Raw genomic sequence first — 24,659 nt, forward strand, 5'->3', positions numbered from 1 at the left:
TTAAAAACAAATGACAAATCGCTAAAAACCGCAGAAAGTGGAGTTAATAGCCTCTCTCTGCGGTTTTTGATTTCTAAACTTCCAACTGGGCAACTCTTTTACGACTGATGTCTGTCAACACTAGCACATAGAAAAGAGTGATACCACTCAGCCCAGCTCTTCATCCACCCTTTCACTCCACCTTTGCTCTTCTAGGGTACGCCAGAACTTCAGTCCCTTAAATACTGAACATAAGGCCACGATAAAGACTAGCGTCATGATCAGATAATTGAGAAACAATCCGTGATTGCCAACTAAGGGTGGCTGGCGTAAGAAGCCATAATCGCCCCCGGTCAAGATATCTACCAGCAATATCCCAAGATTAAGAATGACCGTGATTTCCACGATATGACGCTTGGTTAAGTGCAAGGCTTTTCGGCGTTGCAGATAAATCAAGGAAGAGCCCAACAAGGCCACATGACCACAAATAAAGGAAAAGATAGTCACATGAAACCAAGGAAAGGGATCAAAGACTGGATAGAGAAGGGCAACAATAGAACCAAAAACGCCAATTCCTGCAAAGTATTCCTTGTAAAGCCACTCGTCTGGCATGAGTAGCAAGGCAAACATGGCCATCCGGCAATGATAAAGCGGTAAACTCTCTGATATAGGCGTTCTCGTCCAGATATACCAGCCATAGAGGGTCAGGAGTTGTATCACTTGCAGACCTTTGAACGCAAACAAGCAGGACTGTTTTTGATAAGCCTTCATAACCCCATATATCACTCCTACTAAGAGCAAGGCCAAGCACGCATGATCTACAAGCGTCAATTGCGGCGGCTCTGTCTGAACGGCTGTAAAAAATTCCTCTATCATCGTTTCTCTCCTTTATAGTCCTTCCACTCATTCGAACTCTTAATCAATCATTTGAGGTTTTCTCCCCTGATAAATCTCCCAACACCATGTGATTTGCTCACCTGTTATCCGTGTTTGCGACAAGACTGGCAAGTCATCTATCTCAAAAAATCGCAGCTCTGCAATCTCATGATTGGGCTGAAAAGCTCCTTCTAAAAGCTCACAAGCAAAGACACATTTCATAAATTGCTGCCCTTGAAATTGATGACGATTCGTATCAAAAATCGCCAATAATTCCTTGACATCCGCTGTAAATCCTGTCTCTTCTTTCACTTCTTTGGCTACATTTTCTCTTAGAGATAAGCCGATCTCTGCAAATCCACCTGGCAAGCTCCAATCGTCTTTGCCCACTCCTCTTACCAAGCAAATCTGATTTTCTTTAACGATAAAGGCACGGACATCTAGCAAAGGGGTCGCATAGGAGCGAGTCGGGCGGAGCAAATCACCCACCTCTTGAGGGTCTAAATCGGTCATAGACTCCAATAACTGGTGCAACTCTTTTTCAATCTCTTCATAGCGTTCCTGATCAAAAGGATTGCGACTAAAAGAAAGACCTGTATGGGTGATTGCCAGTAAGCGTTGGAGAGCCAAGGCCATGTGTTTAGCGTCCATTTTCCAATCTTTCTACCAATAGGGCTAGATTCATGCTGTTACTGCCTTTGAGAAGGACTTGATCCTTTGGATGCAATGTCTCAGCAACAAGGGCACAAAGCTCCTCAAATTCATCCTTCTCTTCATCCTTGACAAAGTAATGAAGCGCTTCTGGAGCAAACCGTTCTTTTGCCTGATTGTACAAGGCTGCCATATCTTTTCCATATAAAAATAGCTGAGAAATGCATTCAGGATCTAGAGTATTAATCACGGCTGCATGCATGGCGAAAGACTCCTCCCCCAACTCCTTCATATCTGCCAAGACAGCTAGCTTTCGCCCCCCTGGATTGGCAGGAATGCTTGAGAAAGTCTCTAAAATCAAGCGCATCGCCGTTGGATTGGCATTGTACACATCTGACAGTAAATCGGCTCCATTCTGGGCTTTTTTCCACTCAGTCCGATTGCGGGTCAAGCGTAACTGCAGAAAGGCCGCGACAATCTCCTCGTCACTAATGCCCTCTTTTTTAGCAACATAGGCTGCTAGCATAGCGTTGGTGGCGTTGTATTTTCCAGTCACAGGGAGGGTGATTACGTTCTCCATTTCATTCCATGAAAAATGCAAACTTTCTTTTTCCTCCACCAATTCACGCAGATACAAATCTCCCCCTTGGCCAAATCGTATCACTTCTTGGTCCTGCGGGAGATACTCCTCGATAATGGCATCTGTAGGAACCAAAAGCAGTCCTCCTTTTGCCATCCCATCTGCGATTTGCAATTTCCCTTGAGCAATTTCAGAGCGATTCTTGAAAAATTCCAGATGGGCTTCTCCTACCAAGGTGACGATGCCCACTTTTGGCCGAGCCAACATCGACAGCAAATGAATGTCGCCCAAATGGTCCTGCCCCATTTCCAGAACTAGCTTTTCAGTTCCTTCTGGCATGTGCAAAATGGTGTAAGGAAGACCAATTTCATTGTTGTAATTCCCTTGAGTTTTATAGGTTTTAAAGCGACTGGATAGGAGATGGGCCAGCATGTCCTTGGTCGTTGTTTTCCCATTTGAACCCGTCACCGCAAAAACATCAACCGCCATTTTTTCGAGGTAATAGTGGGCTAAGTACTGCATAGCGGCTAATACATCATCCACTAAAATATAAGGGACATCTGATAAGGATTTTTCTGACAAGGTTGCTGCAGCTCCCTTCTCAAAAGCCGTTGAGATAAAGTCATGTCCATCTCGCACACCTTTTAAGGGCAAAAATAAATCTCCATCTTCAATCAAGCGGCTATCAAACTCAGCTTTTTTAAATACCTTATCCTCAAACACCGTCACATCATTTTTGGCTTTCACTACACGCGCCACTTCATACAAGCTTAATTTCATCATTCTTCACCTTCTAGTCTATACTTTCTCCATTATATCATAGAACAGTCGAAAGATTGGTAATAAAGGCAAAAAGGAGAGAGAACATCTGTCCTCCGCTCCTCCTATAATAAATGTTTCTCTCGTTTTTCAAAAACTTCTTTGGCCAACTCTACCAAACGCTCGATAAGATTTGGATAGCTGAGCCCCATATTTTCCCATAGAAGAGGATACATGGACCACTGGGTGAAGCCCGGCATGGTATTTAGCTCATTGAGGAAAACCTCACCTTTTTTCGTGTAGAAGAAATCACAACGCGATAAGCCTAAGCCCCCCAAGGTACGAAAGGCTATTTCTGCATTTGACCGCATAGTTGCGGCCACCTCATCAGAAATCTTAGCTGGAATATCCATGGTGATTTTATTATCAATATACTTGGCATCATAGTCATAAAAATCCACATCCTTGACCACTTCACCTGGCAAAGTGCTCTTCACATCGTAATTTCCAAGCAGTCCCACCTCAATTTCTCGAGCTTCCACCCCTTGTTCGACAAGGACGCGGCTATCATATTGAAAGGCAAGAGCCAGTGATTCACGGAGTTCTGCTTGATTTGTTGCCTTTGAAATACCGACACTAGAGCCCATATTGGATGGCTTGGTAAAGACAGGATAAGAAAGTTCCCTTTCGATTTCTAGGATTTTTTGATCCAGATTATCCCCTTCAATCACCGCCACATAAGGAACTTGAGCAATACCAATTGACTCTAGCACGCGCTTGGTACTAATCTTATCCATGGCAACGCTTGAGGATAGCACATTTGTGCCAACATAGGGCATTTTTAAAACTTCTAAAAATCCTTGAATCGAGCCATCTTCGCCCATCGGACCGTGAAGAACGGGAAAGACCACCGCTCCCTTTTCATAAATATCACTAGGTTTAATTTCTTTATCCCAGTCAATGGTTTGATTAGTCATCAATTTCTCATCGCTAGGAGTTTGGTCAAATTCTTGGGTCTTAATAAACTGTCCTTGCTGAGTGATAAAATACGTTTTGACCAAGAATTTATCATAATTCACAGCCCGCATGACACTTTCTGCTGATAAGACAGACACTTCTCGTTCTGCACTCCGCCCACCATAAAGCAGGATTAGGGTTTCTTTTGCCATTTTTGTCTCCTTTATATTACAATTCTGTTCGGTTTTCAATTGCGCGAAGCAAGGTTACTTCATCTGCGTATTCGATGTCAGATCCGACGGCTAGTCCACGTGCCAAGCGGGTCACCTTGATGCCAGCTGGTTTGAGAACTCGTGAAATATACATCGACGTTGCCTCACCGTCTGCAGTGGCATTCGTTGCAACAATGACCTCTGTCACTTCACTATCCATCAACCGCTCAATCAAGCTCTTGAGGTTGATGTCATCAGGACCTATCCCATTCATCGGCGAAATCAAGCCGTGCAAAACATGGTACAAACCGTGATATTCTTGGATATTTTCCATAGCAGAGACATCTCGACTATCTTCAACGATTAAAATCGTAGTTCGATCTCTTGACGTATCTTGGCAAATGGCACAAGGATCGTCATCGGTTAAATTCCCACAAATCGCACAATAGGTCAACTCTCGTTTGGCTGAGAGTAAATTTTTCGCAAAATCATTGACATCATCATCACTCATCCCAATCGTGTAAAATGCCAGCCTTGTCGCTGTTTTAATCCCAATTCCGGGTAATTTTGAAAAGCTATCAATCAATTTAGCAATCGGTGTTGGATAAAGCATAGCTTCCTTTCTAATTCATAGGGTGTTTGCTTTGGTAGAGGTTGATAATTTCCCGCGTCATCGTATGACTGACTGTTGAAGCTAGGTCTGTATTATGGGGAAAAACCACAGCTACTGCAATCTGAGGATTGTCACTTGGAGCGTAGGCGACCACGTTGGTATTGACAGCCTGCTGCCCTCCATTGACAAAGGTTTCGGCAGTTCCTGTTTTGGCACTGATAGACACCGCCTCGCCTTGGCCGATCGTCTTTCCGGTTGCAAAGCCATTTTCTCCATGAACTGTTCGATAAAATCCTTGCTGAATCAGCCCCATCTCTTCTGGAGTAATCGGAACTCTCCCCATCTCCTTGGACTCCACTGTCGAAATCAAGTCTCCCAAGCCACCCGTTTCATTATTTCCATAGATGCCCTCAACCAAATGAGGGGCTACTCGTACGCCATTGTTAGCGACAGTAGCTGCATATTGAGCTAACTGCATAGGCGTGTAGTTGTCAAATTGTCCGAAGGCATTGGTTAAATAATTGGCAAAGGTAAAGTCTCTGGGAACAAAACCTTCTGATTCGCCTGGTAAATCAATCCCTGTTGAGGTTCCCAAGCCGTATGCCGCAAACGTTGCCCGCAATTTCTCCATAGAGGCATTCAAGTTGGTCAAATCGATCTTCATATTTTCCTGATAAGGTGTACCCATCAGAGCAAGAGCCAACTGCACCATATAGGTATTGGAAGAATATTCCAAGGCTTCTACCGCTGTAATTGGCCGCAGCCCATACTGCGTAAACCAAGAAGTGATGGGTTCTCCGCCTCCAAAAACGATGGGCTGATCTGTCAAGACTTGATTGCCAGAAATCGCTCCATGCTCCCAGCCCGCACTCAGAGTTGCTCCCTTGACCACAGACCCTGGTACAAAGACATTGGTAATACTCCCTAGAGCATCTGGCCGAACATCGCCTTTCTCTAGATCATGTTTCATGCCTGCCATCGCAAGAACGGCTCCTGTAGTTGGATTCATCGCCACGGCATAGACCCCTTCTGAATAGGTGGCATTGCCCGCTGCAATCTCCGAGGTCAAATGCTTTTTCAAAATCTCTTCGACCCCATTTTGGAAATCCAAATCAATGCTCAGTTTGATATTTGAGCCTTTCTCGCCTTCAGCAATCGTGTCTACACTCTCTAGATTTCCATTTTTATCCAAATGAATCTCCTTGACAGAGCGTTTTCCCTGCAAAAACTCTTCATAGGTCTTTTCTAAATAGCTCGTTCCCACGCGATCATTCAAAGAATAGCCTTTTTTCAGGTACTCTTTCGCTTCTTCTGCTGGCAATCCTGCCTTTTCACTAGAAACACTTCCGACAATCGAAGCTAGGCTAGTCTCTAAAACTTTTCTGTCCCACGAAACGGTAACACTGATGCCTGTTAATTCCTTACTCCTTGCAGCAAGATGCGCAACCTGCTCTGGACTCAAAGGATCCGTTTCCAGTATTCCTGTTTGGAAATTTGCAACCTTGTTCATCTGATTAAATAGAAAAATAACCTTTTTTTCTTGGTCTGAGTAGTGGAATTGCTTAGGATTAACACTCTCGACTGCCGCCTGATAAATCTCACTTTCTGGCAGCTGATTGCCATCGGTATCCAATCGCTTCTGTTTTGGAAGTTTGGCGACCACACCCCGATACATGTCTGGATCTGCCAGATAATAATCAATTTGCTGGCGTTCTGTCACCTGAATATCTTTAACGCTGATATAAGATAAAAGCTTTTCTGCCAATTCCTTCATCTCAGCAGCCGTCATTTTATTGCTCCGCGTAAAGGAAACCACCTGCTTGGTCGTATTTTCCACCAAGGGTTTACCACTGGCATCATAGATTTGACCACGGACGGAACTGTGGCTGATTTTGAGCTGGCTGGCTGTTGCTAATTTTTTATTATAAAATTCTTGATTGAGAACCTGCATATAGCCCAAGCGTGCAAGTAAAATCCCAAACAAGATCATCACAATCCCAAAGAGTAAATTAAGTCGTTTGGGAATGGATGTCCTATCAAACTCTCGTTTTTTCGCTGTCATACCTTCCTCATACTGATTTTCTATCTATTCTATTTTACCACAAAAAAGAAAAAGAGAAGTAGACTTTCTTTGAAAATCCCACGACAAACACAGGAAGAAAATCATTCATTGGAAAAAACATGAAAATCGCAAATGATTGTCTTCATCTCAAATTTCACCTCTTTTACTTAACATCAAACAGATACCTATTTATTTTTGTTGTGAAATGAGATAGACTAAGTAAGCCAAACAGAATGATTTTTTAGCAGATGAACAGGATAGGTATAAAAATAGGTTATTTAGGTTCGAACCATCTAAGAAAGTCGCAAAAATGCTAACTTTGATTTTGGATAAGTATGACCAATCATCTTTTTTCACCATCCCCTCCTCACGAAAACAGGAAGTGAAAACGTCACCTCTCTTCACTTCCTGTTTTATTTATGACGACACTTCCTCATCAGAAACTTCTTTTTGCACTTCTTTTCCTTCATTTAAGAGGGCAGCGATAATCTTTTGATCCCGTAATTTGACTGAGTCATTGATAACTTCAGCTGATTTAATGACCGCTGTTTCCAACTGTTGACGCTGTCTGCGACCATTTTCAATAGCTGCAATAATTCCTTGATTCTGTGCCACAAGACTCTCTGCCAACTTGGTGACAGAATCCATTGTCATAGTTGGATTTTGGGCTGATTTTTCCAAATTTGGAATAGCTTCCTTGCTCGTTTCCGCGAGCAGTTGGAGGGCAGCATTATTCGCATTGACAATCGCATCTGCTGTCATACCAGATTTGACCGACTGTTGGAGCATACCCAACTGAGCCAAGGAGAGCTTCATGGTCGGGATAGTATTGCGGCGGAGCATGCCTAACTTCTGCCGCATGTCCGAAGACACCTTGACCAAGTTTCGCATCTGCGGCGTTGTTGCCCAGGCTACGTAGAGACGGCTCACATATTCTGTATGTTGCTGCTCCAAGGTATTAATGACCTCCGTCATTCGGGCCAATTCCTGCGATTTGACTTGGTAATCCACCGTAGTCGTATCAAGAGTAGCTATTTCTTCCTGTAAATGTGCTGCTTGTGCTGTCCCCTCTTGTTGAATGGCTTCCACAAAGGAAATGACCCCCACCAAATTCTCAATTGATTTGGTATTATCTTCAATGAGCATCTCAGCTGAAACAATATTGCGAATCAAGCTCTCTTCCTGCTTGACGACTGTCGCTGCCATCGAGTCCATCTTTTGCTCAATATTTTTAGAATCAAAATAGAGTTCCTGTAAACTATTTTTCCCTTGGTGGAATAACTTTTGCAAGAGATTTGGTTTCTTATCCAACTCAGCTGGCTTAGCATCCTTATATTTGCTGACAAAGCCATTTAATTCTCGATTGGTTTGAAGCAAGAGCTCATCCACTTCAGGCAATTCTAATTTCTTTTGCTCTGCCAAAATGCGATTTACCGTCTGGTTTACCTCTTCAACCGCTCCTTGACCAAAGTCCAACAGGGCATTTTGATCGGTTACAAATTGCCCCAAAAGAGCTGGGGCTTTGCTAGCAATCGCCACCTGCTGCTCTGGTTTTAATTTTTCAAAAAAGGAAAGGGATTGTGGCTTTTCGTCAGTTGTGCTCGCTATAATCTCTGTCGTCTTATCTGTCTTGCTCAGACTACTAGCTGCAATCTGGTCAATATCAAAGTTAAATCCATCACTCATCATCGTCTCCTCCGTCGTCTTTCGTCTTGTGCTTGATAATCCGCAAACTAATCTCAAAATCGCGCATATCCGCTTCATTGAGCTGCTTAAGCGTCTCATCTAAGTCCAGATCAAACTGCTTCATCGCATCCACCGCAGCTGCTATCCGCTCCTCAGCATGGTAATAATTCTTTGGTTCAGCCAGCATTTTCTGATACCCTTCCAAGATATCTTCAAATCGCTCCATCTGCATATGATGAACCGCCATCAATTCTTCCTTATTGCCACTTTCAGATTGCTCAATTTTCTCTGTAATGGTCTGATGGTCCACTCGAATATTGCGGATAATCTGCCGCACCTCCTCGGGCAAATCTGTATGAATAGCCTTTTGAGTAACATCTCCCATTTTAGTCATGGTCGTAGCCATCTCTTCACGGACATTATCAATCTTCTCAAAAATACGCTTCGCCACTGCTGGCTCAATCTCAGACTTCAAACGCTCTGTCTGCCCTTCAATAGTGGTCAAATTGCTTTCAATGTCCTCTGCCAAACGCAGATAGCCAGTTTCATCACCCTTTTTTTCATAGGTTTCTAACCGCTTAATTTTTCGATCTGTACTTGCAATCAAGGTTTTCAAATCATCAATTTGAGTCGTCAATTGCAACTCTTGACCAGCCTTATTTTTCTTGTAGAGGAGATAGCCTCCACCTGCTAGACCTATAAGGATTAAAATCGGGATAAAATATTCCACAATCAAGCCAATCACAATTATAAAGGCTAGAAAAGCCCAGCCATTAAAGGAGCTCTTTGCATTCCTTCTTTTTGCCATACACGCTCATCCATTTCTACCCAGTTTCTCTTGGTCATTCCTAGATTAGACCAAGATTTATTCCCTCTTATTCTACCATAAAATCTTTAGAAAGCGTAGTCATTTTCCTAAGACCAGGAAAATTTCTTGGCAAAAAACAACCCTAACAGGTGTTAGGATTGTCCTTTGATTATTTACCTAAATAATATTCAGATACTACATTCAATTTTTCGTCAAATTCGAAGACAAGTGGTGGGAAGTTTGGAATTTCCACATCCATGATTTCGTCATCTGACAAACCTTTGATATGTTTCACAAGAGCGCGGATTGAGTTTCCATGTGCCCCTACGAATACGTTTTTACCACCTTTTAACGCTGGAGCAATTTTATCTTCCCAGAATGGAAGGGCACGCTCAAGTGTTACTTTCAAGTTTTCAGCATCTGGAATTACTGAATCATCAAGGTGAGCATAACGACGGTCTGTATGTGCTGAATGCTCATCATCTTTTGCCATATCTGGAGGCAATACATCGTAAGAACGACGCCAGATGTGTACTTGCTCATCACCGAATTGTTCAGCTGCTTCTGCCTTGTTTTTACCAGTCAAACCACCGTAGTGACGCTCGTTCAAACGCCATGATTTTTCAACTGGAACCCACAATTGGTCTGCTGCTTCAAGAGCAAGGTTAGTTGTTTTAATCGCACGTTTCAAGACTGAAGTGTAGGCTTGGTCAAATTCGATACCAGCTTCTTTGATCAATTTACCAGCGTCGATTGCTTGTTGTGTCCCTTTTTCAGACAAGTCAACATCTGCCCAACCTGTGAAAAGGTTTGCTTTGTTCCATTCAGACTCACCGTGGCGAGCAAAGACTAATTTTACCATTTATTTGGTTCTCCTTTGATTTTTGAAAACTGCCATGCAGTTACTATTCTATTTTACAAAAATTTTTTCAAAAAATCTAGTCTAAACAAACGATAAAACGATTTCAGCTAGATTATTTCCCAGCACAATTCGGACAGATCCCATACATTAAAATCTGTGTTTTGGTCACTTGATAACCTGTCTGTGCCTCCACTTCACGTCTCAAATCAGGCATTTCCCCATCTTCAAAATCCGCAATCCGTCCACAACTCTCACAAACAATGTTCAGATGTTCGTGTCCCATAAAATCAAAATAAGTCGTTTTATCGTTGCTGATTTTGATTTCTTCCACAAATCCTTCTTCAATCAATACCTTAAGATTATTATAAACCGTCGCTAGACTCATACTTGGAAATTCTGGCAACAAATCCTGATAAATCTTCTCTGCACTTGGATGTTCACGACTCTGAATCAGATAAGCAATCACAGCTTTTCTGGTTTCTGTAATCCGAATTCCCTTGTCTTTCAAATGTTGAATGACTTCCTGATAATCTTCTTGATGCCTGTCTACTATAAAATGACCTTCCATATCTGCACCTACTCATTTCTTTCATGACTATTATACCATGAATAGGCAAGGGTGACTATCTCAAAGTTCTCAAATGTCCCAATCTAGCACCTAAACTCCTCTGACAAGATGAGCAATATTGAAATTCTGCCCCCTATCATCAACCATTTTCTGTAACACATAAAGGATTTTTTCTTTTGACAGGTTTCAATGCTATTTTTCTTCACTGCAAGAGCAATTCATCCATCTCCTCTCGTAATTTCAAGCTACTTTCTTCAAGCATTTTCTTCATATAATCTTCCAATTATACTCGAATATCTCCATAAAAAATCGCTTGTCCTTGCTTAATCTTACATGAAACAGTATCAATAAATCCAGTAGCTGTCCTACCTACACAAGTTTTTTGTGTTAATCTACTATTTTGGTTTTTCTTTTTTCTCTAATACTCATTTCAAAAACAGCTATCACATATCTAAAAGCTCATTTTTGCTATAAAATGAAGTGGACTAAGTCAATCAAACATGATACTTTTTCAGTTAAGAAAGTCACAAAATCGCTAACTTTGATTTTCATTGAGAATAACTCGCTTCCAAAAAATAATGGTTGCTCCCATTTGCTCATAACTGCCTCAAAATACAATAAAAAAGCCTACTGCATAAGCTCAAAAGCTTGATACAATAGGCTTTTTTCGATCAGATTATTTTACAGCGTCTTTAAGAGCTTTTCCAGCTTTGAATGCTGGAACTTTAGAAGCTGCGATAGTGATTTCTTTACCAGTTTGTGGGTTGCGACCTTTACGGGCTGCACGCTCACGCACTTCAAAGTTACCAAAACCAATCAATTGTACTTTTTCACCAGCTGCAAGATAATCAGCTACTGCTGCAAATACAGCATCAACTGCTGCTGCTGAGTCTTTCTTTGTCAATTCAGTAGCTTCAGCTACTTTTGCAATCAAATCTTGTTTGTTAGCCATTGTTAATCCTCCAAAATAATTTATCTAACGAATACTATAATATCTTAAAAACTCCCCTAGGTCAAGCCTAAGATACGTTTTTTCAGTTTTTTTCAAAAATTCAGATTTTAGTCATAGCGGACCAAAACAGCCCAAGCATTTTCGCCTGTATGGGTCTGAATAATGGAGCCTGTTTCCAAAATTGCGATATCGTTTTCTACATAGGATTGTAGACTTTCTTTCATTTCATTGGCAAATTCTGGACCACCTGCATAGGAAATCCCAATCTCTGCAATCGTTTTACCAGTCAAAGAATTTTCAAAGTCTGCTAGCCATCTCTTGAACGTTTTCACGCCACGTCCCTTTATAATCGGTTGCAATTCATGATTTTTCATTTGCATGACTACACGAATGTTTAGCAGTGAACTAAGCAAGCCTGTCACACGCCCGATACGGCCACCCTTTACTAGGTTTTCAAGAGTGGAAACACCGATATATAGTTCTGTTTTGTCTCGGACATCCTCGATTTTACTCAGAATATCCTCCAAGGAAGCTCCGGCCTTAGCCAACTTAGCAGCTTCAACAACTTGGAATTTCAAAGCTTGGTCTGTAAAAGAACTATCTAAAACCGTCACCTGACTATTGGCCAAAATCGCTCCTTGCCTAGCCGCTTCGACCGTTCCAGAGAGAGCATGTGACATGTGAATCGAGATGATATGCTCGGCTTCTTCCCCCAAGGTTTCAAAAATCTCAGCAAAGACACCGACTGGAGGCTGACTTGTTTTGGGAAGGTTTTTACTTCCCTGCATGAGGCGGAGAAATTCACCTTCTTGCAAATTCGCATCCGAATAAACCACCCCATCCACCATGACCGATAAAGGAGCAATCGTAATTCCTAGCTCTTCCACTAACTGCGGTTCAATCGTGATAGACGAATCCGTTACAATTTTAATAGTTGTCATATCTTTCCTACTTTTAAATGTTCTATCATCCTCATTATACCAAAAAAATTGATTTTTGGGTATCAAAGACTTATCTCTCCACGACAGACACATGAAGAAAATCATTCGTTGAAAAAGTTGTGAAAACAGCAAACTCCTACTTTGATAACCTTATTGTAAAAAATTCGAAGGATTTTCGAGAAATTCTCTAGTTTTTCATTCTTTAATACTGCATGAAAGTTTCGCTTTCGGCAATTACGGGTCTGGATTTTCAATATTTCAGAATAAAAAATCATATTTTAGAAATAATTTGGAAAAATTTTCTTCATGCGTTTGTCGGGTTATCTCTCCTATGCCTACTTCCACCATGTGAAAAAACAAAGTTAGGATAAAAGAGCCAGACACTCTAGTCATCGTCCACTCGAAAACCGTCATTTGGAATGGCGTAGTGCTGGGCAATCTGACCGTCGGTAAAGAGAATTCCATGCAAAACACCGCCATAGACAGCACCACCATCCATCCCAATCTTTCCATCAGCGGTCTGCCATAATTTGGAACTCTCCATAGGCTCTCCAGTCAGATAAGTAGTTGGGGTATGTCCAAAAACAATCCCTTTTCCAGTTTTGTTTTCTGCTTCATGGAAAGGGGCTCGCAGCCAGACTTTTTGATAATCAGTCGTCTCTTGCCAATTGTCCAAGGTCAAATCAAGACCAGCATGAACAAAAATCAGCTGCTCCGTCTCCACATGAAAAGGCATTTGTCGGATAAAAGCAACCAAGTCCCCTGCTTCATTCCTGACCCGCTCGGCATCCAACACACTGTCTACTGGAGCATCCAAGGGACGGCCTAAGATCGAGTTAATGGTCGTATCCCCACCATTTCGTTTGTAATGGTTATAACGCTCCTCTGGATTGTCTAACCAGGCAAGAAACATGTATTCGTGATTACCAGACAAGCAAATAGCACCTTTGCTATCCACCAAATGCTTGACACGCTCCAGCACCGCTCGGCTATTTTCCCCGCGGTCAATTAAATCTCCTAAAAAGATCAACTGGTCCTGTTCATTCCAATGCTGGAGGACCAACTCGAGCATACCAGCTTTTCCATGGACATCTCCGATGACAAAATAGTTAGGCATCTTTCTTCCTACCCTTTCTTTAGGAGCTCCTTTGCCTGAGTGAGTGCAGCTTCTGTCACATTTTCACCCGCCAACATCTTAGCTACTTCCTCAATTCGTTCCTCAGTCGTCAAGAGACGAACACGGGATACCGTTGAGTGGTCATCGCTGATTTTTTCAATAAAGAACTGATAATCTGCAATGGCAATGACTTGTGGCAAGTGGGAAATGGCAAGAACCTGCCCATGGCTCCCAATTTTGTAAATTTTCTGGGCAATGGCTTGGGCGACACGGCCAGACACCCCTGTGTCCACCTCGTCAAAGACGATACTGGTCTTACCTTCCTTGCGTGAGAAAGCAGATTTAATCGCCAACATCAAGCGAGACAATTCTCCTCCACTAGCCACCTTAACCAAGGGTTTGAAATCCTCACCAGGGTTTGTTGAAATATAAAATTCAACCTGCTCATTTCCCTCACGACCAAATTTAGCCTTGCTAAAGCGAACCTGAAAATCAGCCTTCTCCATATAAAGGTCTTTCAATTCCTGTTTGATTTCTTGCTCCAAGCCTTCTGCCAAGAGATGACGAGCAGTAGCTAATTCTCCAGCTAGGCGAATCAATTCTTTTTCACGTTTTTTTAATTCACTTTCAAGATGCTCAGAGGAGACGTCCGTTCCTGTTAGGAGTTGGTATTCCTTGCTAATTTGCTCCAGATAGTCTAAGACATCATCGACTGTGCCTCCGTACTTACGGCTAATACTATAAAGCAAATCCAACCGCCCTTCAACCTGCATCAAGCGATTGCCATCAAAATCTAGTCCGTCAATAATCCCTTCCAAACGCTTGGTGACCTCTTCTAAGACATAGTAGGATTCTGAAAGACTGCTAGCTAGTTCCTTATAACTAGCATCAAACTCCTCAATGGACTCCAAATCATGCATGGCAGAACGGACATTGGTCAGACTGGAAAAATCTTCATTGTCTAGCATTACATAGGCATTTGCCAGCGTATCGGCAATCTGCTTATGGTTGAGCAGCTTTTCCCGCTCTTTGCTTAGTTCCGTGTCCTCGCCAGCTTGAAGACCTGCAGCCTCAATCTCTGCTATCTGGTACTCCAGCATCTCAATACGAGCTTTATTTTCCTCTTGGTTCTTCTGAATGGTCAACACTTGCTTGCGCAAGGTTTTATATGCATCAAACGCAGCCTTGTAGTCCGCCTTTAATTGAAAAAATGCCTCGTCCCCAAATTCATCGAGCATGGCAATATGGTGCTGTGGACGCATCAGCTCCTCTTGATCATGCTGGCCGTGAATATCCACTAGGTGCTGACCAACAGCTTTGAGGACCGATAAATTGACCAGCTGACCATTGATGCGGCTGATACTGCGACCATTTTGTAATATCTCACGCCGAATAATCAGCTCATCTGACACTTCTAATCCCTGTTCTTCCAAAAGGGCTCGTAAACTTCGACTTTGCTCAACCGAAAATAGGCCTTCTATCTCAGCTTTGGGCATCCCATGGCGAATGACATCCGTCGTAGCCCGACTTCCCAGCATCATATTCATGGCATCGATAATAATCGACTTCCCAGCCCCTGTTTCTCCTGTAAGGACTGTCATTCCCTGCTCAAAATTAAGGGAAATTTCCTCAATGATGGCAAAATTTTTAATGGAAATTTCAAGTAACATGGCAACCTACCAATTTTTTATTGTTTCCAAGACATCCTGTGCCTGACTTGGATCGCGTAAGATGATTAAAATCGTATCATCATCTGCTAAAATGCTAAAAATAAGGTCAGAGAGTGCTTCGACAATCTGATTTTTCACAAAGGCCGTACTTCCTGGCACTAGATTGAGTGTAATCATCTGCCCCATGCACTCTGAAGATAAAATGTTGTTCTCTGCTAGCTTCATCCGACCAGACACGGATTTGGGCAACTCATAGATATAGGTATTGTCTTTTAAAGGAATTTTGACAATTCCTAATTCCTTAATATCTCGTGAAACCGTTGCCTGTGTAGCTCGAATTCCCGAATCCTTCAAATGTTCCACAATTTCTTCTTGCGTTCCAATCTCGAAATCTGTAACAAATTTTCTAATTTTCTCTAGGCGTTCTTTTTTTCTCATCTATCAATTCCTTATGTGCTTGTTCTACAATGGTTTCAATCACGGAAGACACCTGATTGACAGCTGGGCTTTCCTTTTTCAAATGGGCTAAAAATTCCACATTCCCATGACCACCTTGAATCGGTGAAAAATCAAGAGCTTTGACTGAAAAACCAAACTCTACGGCGAACTTTGTCACCTTGTCCAAGACCATGCGATGAACGGTCTTGTCCTTGATAATTCCGTTTTTCCCAATCTGTTCTCGTCCCGCCTCAAATTGCGGTTTAATCAAAGCAACAACGTCACCCTCATCTGCTAAAATCGTTGCCAAAGCTGGTAAAATCAGACTGAGTGAGATAAAGCTGACATCAATACTCGCAAATTGGGGTGTTTTTTCAAAATCATTAGCGGTTGCATAGCGGAAATTAAACTGCTCCATGCTAACAACTCGCTCATCTTGTCGGATTTTCCAAGCCAATTGATTGGTTCCAACATCCACAGCATAGACTAGGCGAGCACCACTTTGCAACATGACATCGGTAAATCCGCCAGTTGAAGCTCCGATGTCAAGGGTGGTTTTTTCCACAACCGATAAGTCAAATACCTGCAAGGCTTTCTCCAGCTTGAGACCGCCACGGCTAACGTATTTCAGCTTCTCACCTTTTAACTTTAACTCGGTGCTGTCATCAATCTTTTCACCTGGCTTATCATAGCGTTCCCCATTTGCAATAGAGATGACTAAGCCTGCCATGACACCGCGTTTGGCTTGCTCTCGTGTATCAAAAAGCCCCTGTTTATAAGCCAATACATCTACTCTTTCCTTAGCCATGTAATCGTAAACTTTCTACTATCTTTCGAATCTTTTCTGCCTGAAAGGCTGTTTTCTTCTCCAGGTCTTGCAGGTATTCTTCTACCTTGTCCAAGCTCATCTCTAAGAAATCCTTTGCTTCTTCTAAACCAAGAAGGGCTGGATAGGTTGTTTTTTCTGCTACAAGATCTTTGTTGGGGGTTTTGCCCAGTTCTTCAAAACTAGCCGTCACATCTAAAATATCATCCCGCACCTGAAAAGCAAGGCCAAGCCATTCCCCTGTTTCTTGTAAGAGAGATTTTAGTTGACTATCTGCTTCCATCATCACCCCTGTAGCTACAAAGGGATAGGCGAGGAGTTTTCCCGTCTTATGGGCATGAATCGCTTGCAATTCTGCAAGATTTAACTGCCGTTTTTCCCCTTCCATATCAAGGACTTGTCCACCAACCATGCCAAAGGTTCCAGCAGCCTTAGACAAGGCCGCAATCAGTTCTATCCGAATCTGACTAGGTAGCTCTGCCATTGCCACTAAAGCATAAGAGTCCAAAAAGAGGCTATCTCCAGCTAAAATGGCCATGTCCTCACCAAATTTTTTGTGGCTCGTCAAGCGCCCTCTGCGATAATCGTCATTATCCATAGCTGGCAAATCATCGTGAATCAAACTCCCTGTATGAATCATCTCAAGGGCAGCAGCCACCTGCATATGGGCTTTGGTCAGCCTAATCCCAAATCCCTCTAGCAATTCCAAGAGCAAAAGCGGACGCAGACGCTTGCCACCTGCCTGAACGGAGTAAAGAATGGTTTCTACTAACTGAGGGGCGACTGGCTTTTCAGCATAAAAGTCCAAGATAACCTGCTCAAGCCACTGTAATTGTTCTACTTGCTTCATTCCATGTCCGTTTCTGTTCCGTCTGCTTGCATGACCTTCACCAAGGTCTTTTCTGCTTGTTGGAGTGTTTCTTGCAATTCTTTGGAGAGTTTCATCCCTTTTTGAAATTCAGCAATCGCATCCTCCAGTGCCACATCTCCACTTTCCAAACGTGTGACAATCTGCTCCAAATCTGCCAAATTTTCCTCAAATTTCTTTTGTTTTGACATCCTTTACCTCAACTTCTAAGTGACCATCTCGTAACTGAATCGTCACACTTTCCTCTTTTTTCACTTTATGAACACTATCAATGACTCGACCATTCTGCTCTAGCAGTGCGTAACCTCGTGCCACAATCCGACTGGTATCCAGCATTAACAGACTGTTTGCCAAGCGCTTAACTTCTGCAACCTTCTGATCATAGATGACAGCCGTATTGCTCCGTAACAATCGTTTCTGCTGGGCTAATTTCTCCTGATAGAGAGCAATTTTCTGAGCTGGCGAGCAAGCAAGCAAACGCTGAGTCAACACTTGAGTCTGTTTTTCCCCGCTATGTTTATATTCGAAAATCGATTGTCGCATGCGCAGTTGTAATTGATCTAATTTTTGTAAATAGGCATCATACAGCCGTTCTGGCTGTCGAAATATCACTGAATGAACTAATTTCTCTAACCGTTCACGATGATAGACCAACCGATTTCCCATAGCTTTACTCATCCGATTTTCCTGCTGTTTGAGATGAGATAACAAATCTAATTTGGTTACAGGTGTCGCCAATTCCGCTGCTGCTGTTGGGGTTGCTGCGCGCCTATCTGCCACAAAATCTGCCAAGGTCGTATCCGTTTCATGACCCACACTTGAGATAATCGGAATCCGTGATTCAAAAATAGCTCGGACAACTTCTTCTTCATTAAAAGCCCACAAATCCTCGATAGAACCGCCTCCACGCCCAATAATCAGCACATCAAGGTCATCTCGCTCATTCGCCCTACGGATATTTTGAGCAATCTCGGTCGTTGCACCATCTCCCTGCACCTTGGTGGGATATAAGACAATCTTGCGACCTGGGAAACGCCGGCTAACCGTCGTAATAATATCTCGAATGACTGCTCCACTAGGACTAGTCACTACTCCAATTTTTCTTGCAAATTGCGGAATAGCTTGCTTGAATTTGTCTTGAAAAAGCCCCTCGTCCCCCAATTTCTTTTTTAATTGCTCAAACTGAATGGCAAGAGCACCAATTCCGTCTGGTTCAGCCCTCTCAATGATAATGGAGTAACTGCCACTCGGCTCATACAACTGAACCCGGCCAATGACATTAATCTTCATGCCTTCTTCTAACTCAAAGCCTAGCGATTTATAAACACCTGCCCAAACAGTTGCCTGAATCACTGCCTTTTCATCCTTCAGCGAAAAATACTGGTGACTCGGTCGCTTACGAAAATTAGACACCTGACCCGTCAAATAAACCCGCTCTAAATACGGATCCCGATCAAACTTCAACTTCAAATACTTGGTCAACGATGACACCGACAAATAATCTGGCATAAAACTCCTTTCATTAAGATATGAGGGCGTCAAACAACTCCTAGACAAAATAGGAAATCGAAGCAGGTTGGCTTGCAACCAATGAGATTTATCTTTTTGTCAGCGAGTTGTAGCCCGAATTCAATTCAACAAGATATGAGAGCGTTTAAAGCACACAGTGAAAATAGGAAATCTGACGAAGAGTTCGTAAACTCTAGGAAGATTTATCTTTTTCACCCAGTGCTTAGCTCGAATTCAATTAAACAAGATACGAGAGCGTTTAAAGCACACAGTGTACCCTTAGGGCATCCGTATCTGTAAAACGAGCAAGCTCGCAACAGCTACAGAAAAATTAGGAAATCTGACAAAGAGTTCGTAAACTCTAGGAAGATTTATCTTTTTCACCTAGTGCTTAGCTCGAATTCAATTAAACAAGATATTAGGGCGTTAAAAAAGCGAATGAAAATTAGGAAACATGACGAAGAAGCAGAACTTCTAGGAATGTTTATCTATTTTCCGAGCTTTTAGCTCGAATTCAATTCACTAAGATATGAGGACGTTAAACAACTCCTAGACAAAATAGGAAATCGAAGCAGGTTGCCTTGCAACCAATGAGATTTATCTTTTTGTCAGCGAGTTGTAGCCCGAATTCAATTAAACAAGATACGAGAGCGTCAAACAACTCCTAGATAAAATAGGAAATCGAAGCAGGTTGTCTTGCAACCAATGAGATTTATCTTTTTGCCAGCGAGTTGTAGCCCGAATTCAATTAAACAAGATACGAGGGCATTTAAAGCGCACAGTGTACCCTTAGGGCATCCGTATCTATAAAACGAGCAAGCTCGCAACAGCTACGGAAAAATTAGGAAATCTGACGAAGAGTTAGTAAACTCTAGGAAGATATTTATCCCTAAAGGGACCCAAGGCTGCAACTAGCTAAAGTTAGAATAGTCATGTCTCTATTTCATATAATATTAAGCTATATTCAGCACAACAAGATACAAACTTTTCTTGTATTTTCCGTTCTTTATTATACCAAAAAAAGAAATTCCTTGCTAGCTTGGAGAGTATCTCTATACTACAAAAAGTTTGGAATTAAAATCCAAACTTTTTAGACTATTTTTGTAAAAGCTGATGCTCCTCTTTTTGTTTTTGCAGCTGACTTTCCTTATGATTTTCATAGAGATTGGCCAAAAATTTAGCAATTTCTTTCAAAATCGAATAGGTCGGAATCGCGACAATCATCCCGACAATTCCATAAATATTACTTGATAGCAATAATAGTACCATAATTGTAATCGGATGAACCTTCATCACCCCGCCAACAATGCGGGGGTAAAGGATATTGCCATCAATCTGCTGGACAATCAACATATAAATCACCGCAATGACCATTTTATTGGGATCTGTGAAAAGATAGGTCACTACCATCGGAATCAAGCCAATCGTTGGACCCACATAGGGAATTAAGTTTGTAATGGCTGAAAAAATAGCAAAAACCAAGGCATATTTTAAACCAATCGCACTGTAACCAATAAAGGCCAGAGTTCCAATAATGACAGCATCAATCGAAATTCCGCTGATATAACGAGAAATAGTTCCGTTCAAATTGGTCAACAAACCAGAAATATGCAACTTATCCCGCTTCAAAATCGTTCGCTCTAGCATCGGCAAGAGTTTGTGTCCATCCATCAAGAAATAGACCAAAAAAATCGGTGTCATAATCAAAATCATGACCGTATTCACAACTGCAGATACGACACTTCCAAGGCTATTAGTCACCCCGTTTAAGATGTTTTGTAGGATATCCACATAGGACAGGTTCAACTTTTGTAGGGTTGATTGGATGTTAAGATTCCTAAAGGCAGGATGATCCGACATCTTTATCACCCAAGTTTGCAATTGAGTATAGATATTTTGGCTTGAATGAATCAAACTGGTCAGCTGATTGACCAAAATCGGGAGTAAATAAATAATCGCTAGCGCTAACAAACCAAAGACGATAACCAAAGCGATGAGAATGCCAAACCCTCTTTTTATCTTGCATTCTCGCTCCAAATACCGAACCAAGGGGTTGGTGATATAGTATAAAAATCCTGCGATTAAAAAGGGAATTAAAATAGTATTTAAGACACTCACAAAAGGCGAAACAAGACCGTCCATTTGTCGCCAAATAAAAAAGATAATCGTCAGAAGCAATACTTCTGTTGTCCAAAAAAATAACTTGCTTTTATGAAACATGACTTCCTCCTAAAGCTATTTTACCACAATTATGGTAAAATAAAACATATTTTCACTAAAGGAAGAAAAGGATGACCACTATTCTCTCACTGACCAATGTTTCTTATAGCAAAAATGGAAATCTCTTACTAGACAAGCTCAACTGGACCGTGCAAAAAGGTGAAACTTGGGCGATTTTAGGATTAAATGGTGCTGGAAAATCCACTCTCTTACGGCTCCTCAGTGCTGAATTTTGGAAAAGTAGTGGTGAAATGACGGTCTTAGGAACCCATTTTGGAACAGACCAAATTCCCCAACTTCGTGATAAAATCGGATTTGTCAGCTCTTTTATCGCTGAACGCTTCCCCAGTCACATGCTGGCAGAAGAAATCGTCTTAACAGGCAAGTATAAAAGCAGCATCCTCTATCGAGCAATTGAGGATTTAGAATTGCAAGCTGCAAAAACAAGGATGCAAGAGTTAGGTATTGCCCATTTGATAGGAAGAAGCTATGCTAGCTTATCCCAAGGGGAGCGTCAAAGCCTACTCATTGCTCGTAGTCTGATGGCTAGTCCACAACTCCTTATCTTTGATGAAGCTACTAGCGGGCTTGACCTCATCGCCCGTGAACGTCTGCTGTCCCAAATCACACAGATTCGTCAACTCAAAGAAGCCCCGACCATCCTCTATGTTACCCATCATGCCGAAGAAATCACGAAAGATATCAGTCATGTCCTCCTCTTAAAAGAAGGAAAAATTGTCACTCAGGGCAAACGAGAAGAAATCTTGACCGTGAAAACCCTCAGTCAATTTTATGGACAAGACGTTCAACTCCTCCCCCTAGACAAGGGACGCTTCCTCATTCATTTGAAATCCTAAAAAGAGCGGAAAATCGCAGGCTTTCATGACCATTTGCGATTTTCTGCTCTTTGCTATTTTTTCTTCATTCTGTGCACTTATGGAGAAACGAAATTAATAAAACCGACATCCTTTATCTAGCTTGTTTTTATCTTCAACTCTTCATAGCGTGCTATTTCTTTCAACATGTCCTGCCAAGGCTTCTCGCCAAGATAAAAGGTTAGCTCTTTCTTCTCATAGACTGATTTTCTCGCAAAGAAACGCTCAGGATGAGGAACTTCTAGGGCTTTTAACACAGCGATAGCGAAATCCTGATAGGCAAAACCAAGGGCTGTAATCACATTTCCATCACAGACCAGCGGTTGATGACAGAAATTCTCTTGCTCAAAAAAATCAAAATGTGCCACCATTTCCATATATAGTCCACCCGTGTATCGCTTTCCCTTTAAAAGTCCTGCTTTAGCTAGAAATAGAGGAGATGAGGAAATGGCTCCGACCACTGTTTGTTGAGGATGGATAGCCTGCAAAAAAGCTAAAAAGTCCTCGTCATAAAGGGATTTTAACGTCTCCATAGTCCCTGTTAGGAGGATTGTGTCGTAATCATTTGGATGGACCTCAGAAAACTGAGCACTTGGCAAAAAGGTCAGTCCCTCCTCACTATTATAGAGCTCTTTTCGAGCCGCTATATACTCAATCTCTGCACCGACAAAAAGTGCAAGACTCGCTGTTAAAGAAGTTATTTCTTGAAGTGAGCAAGAGGGATACAAACATACAGCAACTTTCATATTATCTCACTTTTCTAGCCAAAAGCGTTGCAAATTGAAGCTCTATAGGATTTCCATTCTCGTCTCGTTTGTGCAAATGCCCAAGATTTTCATTGTATTTAATCAATTCCCAATCTTGGTAATAGGCCTTTAATTCCCCTTCTTTAAAAGTAAACGGAAAAGAGACCGAGCAAGGGTGACTGGTTGTATCCATCGCACAGACGATAAGGTTGTAGCCACCTATCTTGGTGCTCTCCTGCATATTGTAAAGAACATCTGGAATGCTCTCAGGATTTAAAAACATGAAAACCACCGTTGAGACAATCAGGTCATACATATCTGTCAAAGCAGCCTCTTCGATATTGTAGGTTTGAATATCTAGCTCTACATTTTCTTGACTAGCTAATTCGCTCAATTGTGCTAGAGCAAGCTCATTTTTGTCCACTGCTGTAACGCTGGCTCCAGCTTTTGCCAAATAAAGACTATTGCGACCACTTCCACAGCCAAGGTCTAAAACCTTCTCAAAATCCAGATGTTCAGCCACTTCCACTACTTCTGAATGTACAGCACCAAGCCCATATCTCTTTGGGAAATAATCCTTCAACTGGCAATGAAATTCCAAATAGCACTCCAAGTCATCGGTCAAGGGCTCGACCCGATGCCAAGCTCCTGGTTTCACAAAGGGAATTTCTGAATCTGCTGTAAAGATATGCTTAGCAGTGACCTCTCCTTGCTCTGTCAATTCATAAAAAGCAAGGCTTCCTTTGACGATCTGCAAATGTGCCCAAGTCCCTGGTTTGGTATTGTGTTGCCTTCTAACTGCAGCTGGCAGTGTGTCAGCTGTCCAATTGGGCATACGCTTGTATAAGACCAATTCCTTCATATCATCCTACTTTCTGTGCTTGTCTGGATCCCAAACAAAGCTCGCAACAAAACTAACAGCAAAGGTTAAAAGAGCTACTAAAACAGCCACAACAAAGACAAGAAGACGAGGAAGCAATAACCAAGGATTTGGTCCCTTTTTGAGCTGCATAGCTGCCACTTCCTGATCAAGGGTATCAAACGCTGTTTGGATGCGATTGGCTACTTCTGCCACCCCTTCGTCATTCATTTTCTTAATATCTGAGATATCAATCGGCTCTCCAAAATTCATATCCACACGCTCACCTCGAATTAAGCCCTTTAGGGTCATCGGTCCCGTATAAGAAGCTGGCATAATTCTTACTTTCGCCATTTTGGCAATCAAGGCAACACCTCCTTTGACATCGGTAGAATGCCGACTGCCACTTGGAAACATAATCAGGGAACGTTGGCTGTTTTTAAGCATTTTCACAGGGTATTTAATCGCACCCGCTCCTGGATTAGCTCGGTCAATCGGAAAAGCTCCGCACATACGAATCCACCAGCCAAACACTCGATTTTGGAAAAGTTCTTTTTTGGCCATAAAAATGAATTGCTTGGGTCTCGTGGCAAATGCCATATAAACGGGGTCCCACCAAGTTCGGTGAGGTGCCACTAAAATATAATTCTCCTCTTGGGAAGGAATGTTCTCCAAATGGTGAAAATGGGCATTGCCATTTGCTCCCCAGAGTAAAAACATGACTAATCCACGTAAATAGGTATAAAACATAAGTCCTCCTTTTTTCCATTATACCCTATCCTCAGCCAACTCGCAATGTTCAACCTCCTCCCAAGCAGCTAGCTTTCTAGCCAAAATCCTCTTATGCCCATCGAAAATCAAAGTTAGTGATGTTGCGGCTTTCTTAAATACTTCAGCCATAAATTCCCTTTTTTCTATCACTTTTTATTTCATCTACTGAAAAAAATAGGATATTTAACTCACTTAGCTTGCTCGATTTTAAAGTACAAATCAAGCATCATAGATAAAAGAGCTGTTTTTGACAT

25 protein-coding genes are annotated in these 24,659 nt (G+C 42.0%); 1 reads left to right on the forward strand and 24 read right to left on the reverse strand.

Going from position 1 to position 24,659, the window contains the following annotated elements; genetic code table 11:
* Positions 1-147: 147 nt before the first annotated feature.
* The 20 genes from BFM96_RS10525 to BFM96_RS10620 all read right to left on the reverse strand — a co-directional run bounded on the left by BFM96_RS10525 (position 148) and on the right by BFM96_RS10620 (position 21,154).
* Positions 148-855 (reverse strand): YwaF family protein, encoded by a 708-nt coding sequence (locus BFM96_RS10525; RefSeq protein ID WP_068993991.1) that lies wholly within the window; start codon positions 853-855, stop codon positions 148-150.
* Positions 856-894: 39 nt separating this feature from the next.
* Positions 895-1,506, reverse strand: a complete 612-nt coding sequence (locus BFM96_RS10530; protein ID WP_068993993.1) for an NUDIX hydrolase N-terminal domain-containing protein — start codon at positions 1,504-1,506, stop codon at positions 895-897.
* On the reverse strand, positions 1,496-2,866 hold the full coding sequence (locus tag BFM96_RS10535; RefSeq protein WP_068994332.1) for a UDP-N-acetylmuramoyl-tripeptide--D-alanyl-D-alanine ligase: 1,371 nt from the start codon (positions 2,864-2,866) through the stop codon (positions 1,496-1,498). The genes BFM96_RS10530 and BFM96_RS10535 overlap by 11 nt, the downstream gene beginning before the upstream one ends.
* A gap of 104 nt (positions 2,867-2,970) precedes the next feature.
* On the reverse strand, positions 2,971-4,014 hold the full coding sequence (locus tag BFM96_RS10540) for a D-alanine--D-alanine ligase (protein ID WP_068993995.1): 1,044 nt from the start codon (positions 4,012-4,014) through the stop codon (positions 2,971-2,973).
* Positions 4,015-4,030: 16 nt separating this feature from the next.
* Positions 4,031-4,627 (reverse strand): recombination mediator RecR, encoded by a 597-nt coding sequence (gene recR / locus BFM96_RS10545; RefSeq protein ID WP_068993998.1) that lies wholly within the window; start codon positions 4,625-4,627, stop codon positions 4,031-4,033.
* Positions 4,628-4,637: 10 nt separating this feature from the next.
* Positions 4,638-6,689 (reverse strand): penicillin-binding protein PBP2B, encoded by a 2,052-nt coding sequence (gene pbp2b / locus BFM96_RS10550; RefSeq protein ID WP_068994001.1) that lies wholly within the window; start codon positions 6,687-6,689, stop codon positions 4,638-4,640.
* 417 nt (positions 6,690-7,106) lie between these two features.
* The gene (locus BFM96_RS10555) at positions 7,107-8,375 is read right to left on the reverse strand and encodes a toxic anion resistance protein (RefSeq protein ID WP_068994004.1); all 1,269 of its coding nucleotides are present in this window, start codon (positions 8,373-8,375) and stop codon (positions 7,107-7,109) included.
* Positions 8,368-9,183 (reverse strand): hypothetical protein, encoded by an 816-nt coding sequence (locus BFM96_RS10560; RefSeq protein ID WP_068994007.1) that lies wholly within the window; start codon positions 9,181-9,183, stop codon positions 8,368-8,370. The genes BFM96_RS10555 and BFM96_RS10560 overlap by 8 nt, the downstream gene beginning before the upstream one ends.
* Before the next feature lie 169 nt (positions 9,184-9,352).
* Entirely contained in the window at positions 9,353-10,045 is a 693-nt protein-coding gene (locus BFM96_RS10565; RefSeq protein WP_068994010.1) for a phosphoglycerate mutase, read from the reverse strand.
* Between the two features lie 112 nt (positions 10,046-10,157).
* Positions 10,158-10,613, reverse strand: coding sequence for a Fur family transcriptional regulator (locus tag BFM96_RS10570; protein WP_068994012.1), 456 nt, complete (start codon positions 10,611-10,613; stop codon positions 10,158-10,160).
* 676 nt (positions 10,614-11,289) lie between these two features.
* Entirely contained in the window at positions 11,290-11,565 is a 276-nt protein-coding gene (locus BFM96_RS10575) for an HU family DNA-binding protein (RefSeq protein WP_001284633.1), read from the reverse strand.
* 107 nt (positions 11,566-11,672) lie between these two features.
* Positions 11,673-12,506, reverse strand: coding sequence for a DegV family protein (locus BFM96_RS10580; protein WP_068994015.1), 834 nt, complete (start codon positions 12,504-12,506; stop codon positions 11,673-11,675).
* Between the two features lie 385 nt (positions 12,507-12,891).
* Positions 12,892-13,623: a metallophosphoesterase gene (locus tag BFM96_RS10585; protein ID WP_068994017.1), complete on the reverse strand. Its 732-nt coding sequence runs from the start codon at positions 13,621-13,623 to the stop codon at positions 12,892-12,894.
* A gap of 8 nt (positions 13,624-13,631) precedes the next feature.
* Entirely contained in the window at positions 13,632-15,293 is a 1,662-nt protein-coding gene (gene recN, locus BFM96_RS10590; RefSeq protein ID WP_068994020.1) for a DNA repair protein RecN, read from the reverse strand.
* Positions 15,294-15,299: 6 nt separating this feature from the next.
* Positions 15,300-15,731, reverse strand: a complete 432-nt coding sequence (locus BFM96_RS10595) for an arginine repressor (protein WP_067086193.1) — start codon at positions 15,729-15,731, stop codon at positions 15,300-15,302.
* A complete protein-coding gene (locus tag BFM96_RS10600; RefSeq protein ID WP_068994023.1) occupies positions 15,700-16,539 on the reverse strand; it encodes a TlyA family RNA methyltransferase in 840 nt (279 codons plus the stop codon). The genes BFM96_RS10595 and BFM96_RS10600 overlap by 32 nt, the downstream gene beginning before the upstream one ends.
* Positions 16,532-17,407, reverse strand: a complete 876-nt coding sequence (locus BFM96_RS10605) for a polyprenyl synthetase family protein (protein ID WP_068994026.1) — start codon at positions 17,405-17,407, stop codon at positions 16,532-16,534. Before BFM96_RS10605 ends, BFM96_RS10600 begins: the two co-directional genes overlap by 8 nt.
* A complete protein-coding gene (locus tag BFM96_RS10610; protein WP_067086202.1) occupies positions 17,404-17,616 on the reverse strand; it encodes an exodeoxyribonuclease VII small subunit in 213 nt (70 codons plus the stop codon). Before BFM96_RS10610 ends, BFM96_RS10605 begins: the two co-directional genes overlap by 4 nt.
* A complete protein-coding gene (gene xseA / locus BFM96_RS10615; RefSeq protein ID WP_068994029.1) occupies positions 17,594-18,934 on the reverse strand; it encodes an exodeoxyribonuclease VII large subunit in 1,341 nt (446 codons plus the stop codon). The genes BFM96_RS10610 and xseA overlap by 23 nt, the downstream gene beginning before the upstream one ends.
* A 1,095-nt stretch (positions 18,935-20,029) precedes the next feature.
* A complete protein-coding gene (locus BFM96_RS10620; RefSeq protein WP_068994031.1) occupies positions 20,030-21,154 on the reverse strand; it encodes an AI-2E family transporter in 1,125 nt (374 codons plus the stop codon).
* A 71-nt stretch (positions 21,155-21,225) separates the two neighbouring features.
* Between BFM96_RS10620 and BFM96_RS10625 the strand changes: the two genes are divergently transcribed.
* Positions 21,226-22,011, forward strand: coding sequence for an ABC transporter ATP-binding protein (locus tag BFM96_RS10625; RefSeq protein WP_068994034.1), 786 nt, complete (start codon positions 21,226-21,228; stop codon positions 22,009-22,011).
* Between the two features lie 116 nt (positions 22,012-22,127).
* Here BFM96_RS10625 and BFM96_RS10630 read toward each other — a convergent pair whose 3' ends face one another.
* From BFM96_RS10630 to BFM96_RS11480, 4 genes are read right to left on the reverse strand one after another with little or no spacing between them, the layout of a single operon-like run.
* The gene (locus BFM96_RS10630) at positions 22,128-22,775 is read right to left on the reverse strand and encodes a DJ-1/PfpI family protein (RefSeq protein ID WP_068994037.1); all 648 of its coding nucleotides are present in this window, start codon (positions 22,773-22,775) and stop codon (positions 22,128-22,130) included.
* Position 22,776: 1 nt separating this feature from the next.
* Entirely contained in the window at positions 22,777-23,637 is an 861-nt protein-coding gene (gene tehB / locus BFM96_RS10635; protein ID WP_068994040.1) for an SAM-dependent methyltransferase TehB, read from the reverse strand.
* A gap of 6 nt (positions 23,638-23,643) precedes the next feature.
* Positions 23,644-24,384, reverse strand: a complete 741-nt coding sequence (locus BFM96_RS10640; RefSeq protein ID WP_068994043.1) for a lysophospholipid acyltransferase family protein — start codon at positions 24,382-24,384, stop codon at positions 23,644-23,646.
* Positions 24,385-24,402: 18 nt separating this feature from the next.
* Positions 24,403-24,534, reverse strand: a complete 132-nt coding sequence (locus BFM96_RS11480; RefSeq protein ID WP_262981927.1) for a hypothetical protein — start codon at positions 24,532-24,534, stop codon at positions 24,403-24,405.
* Positions 24,535-24,659 lie beyond the last annotated feature (125 nt).

The sequence above is a fragment of the Streptococcus himalayensis genome, assembly GCF_001708305.1.
Classification (GTDB): domain Bacteria; phylum Bacillota; class Bacilli; order Lactobacillales; family Streptococcaceae; genus Streptococcus; species Streptococcus himalayensis.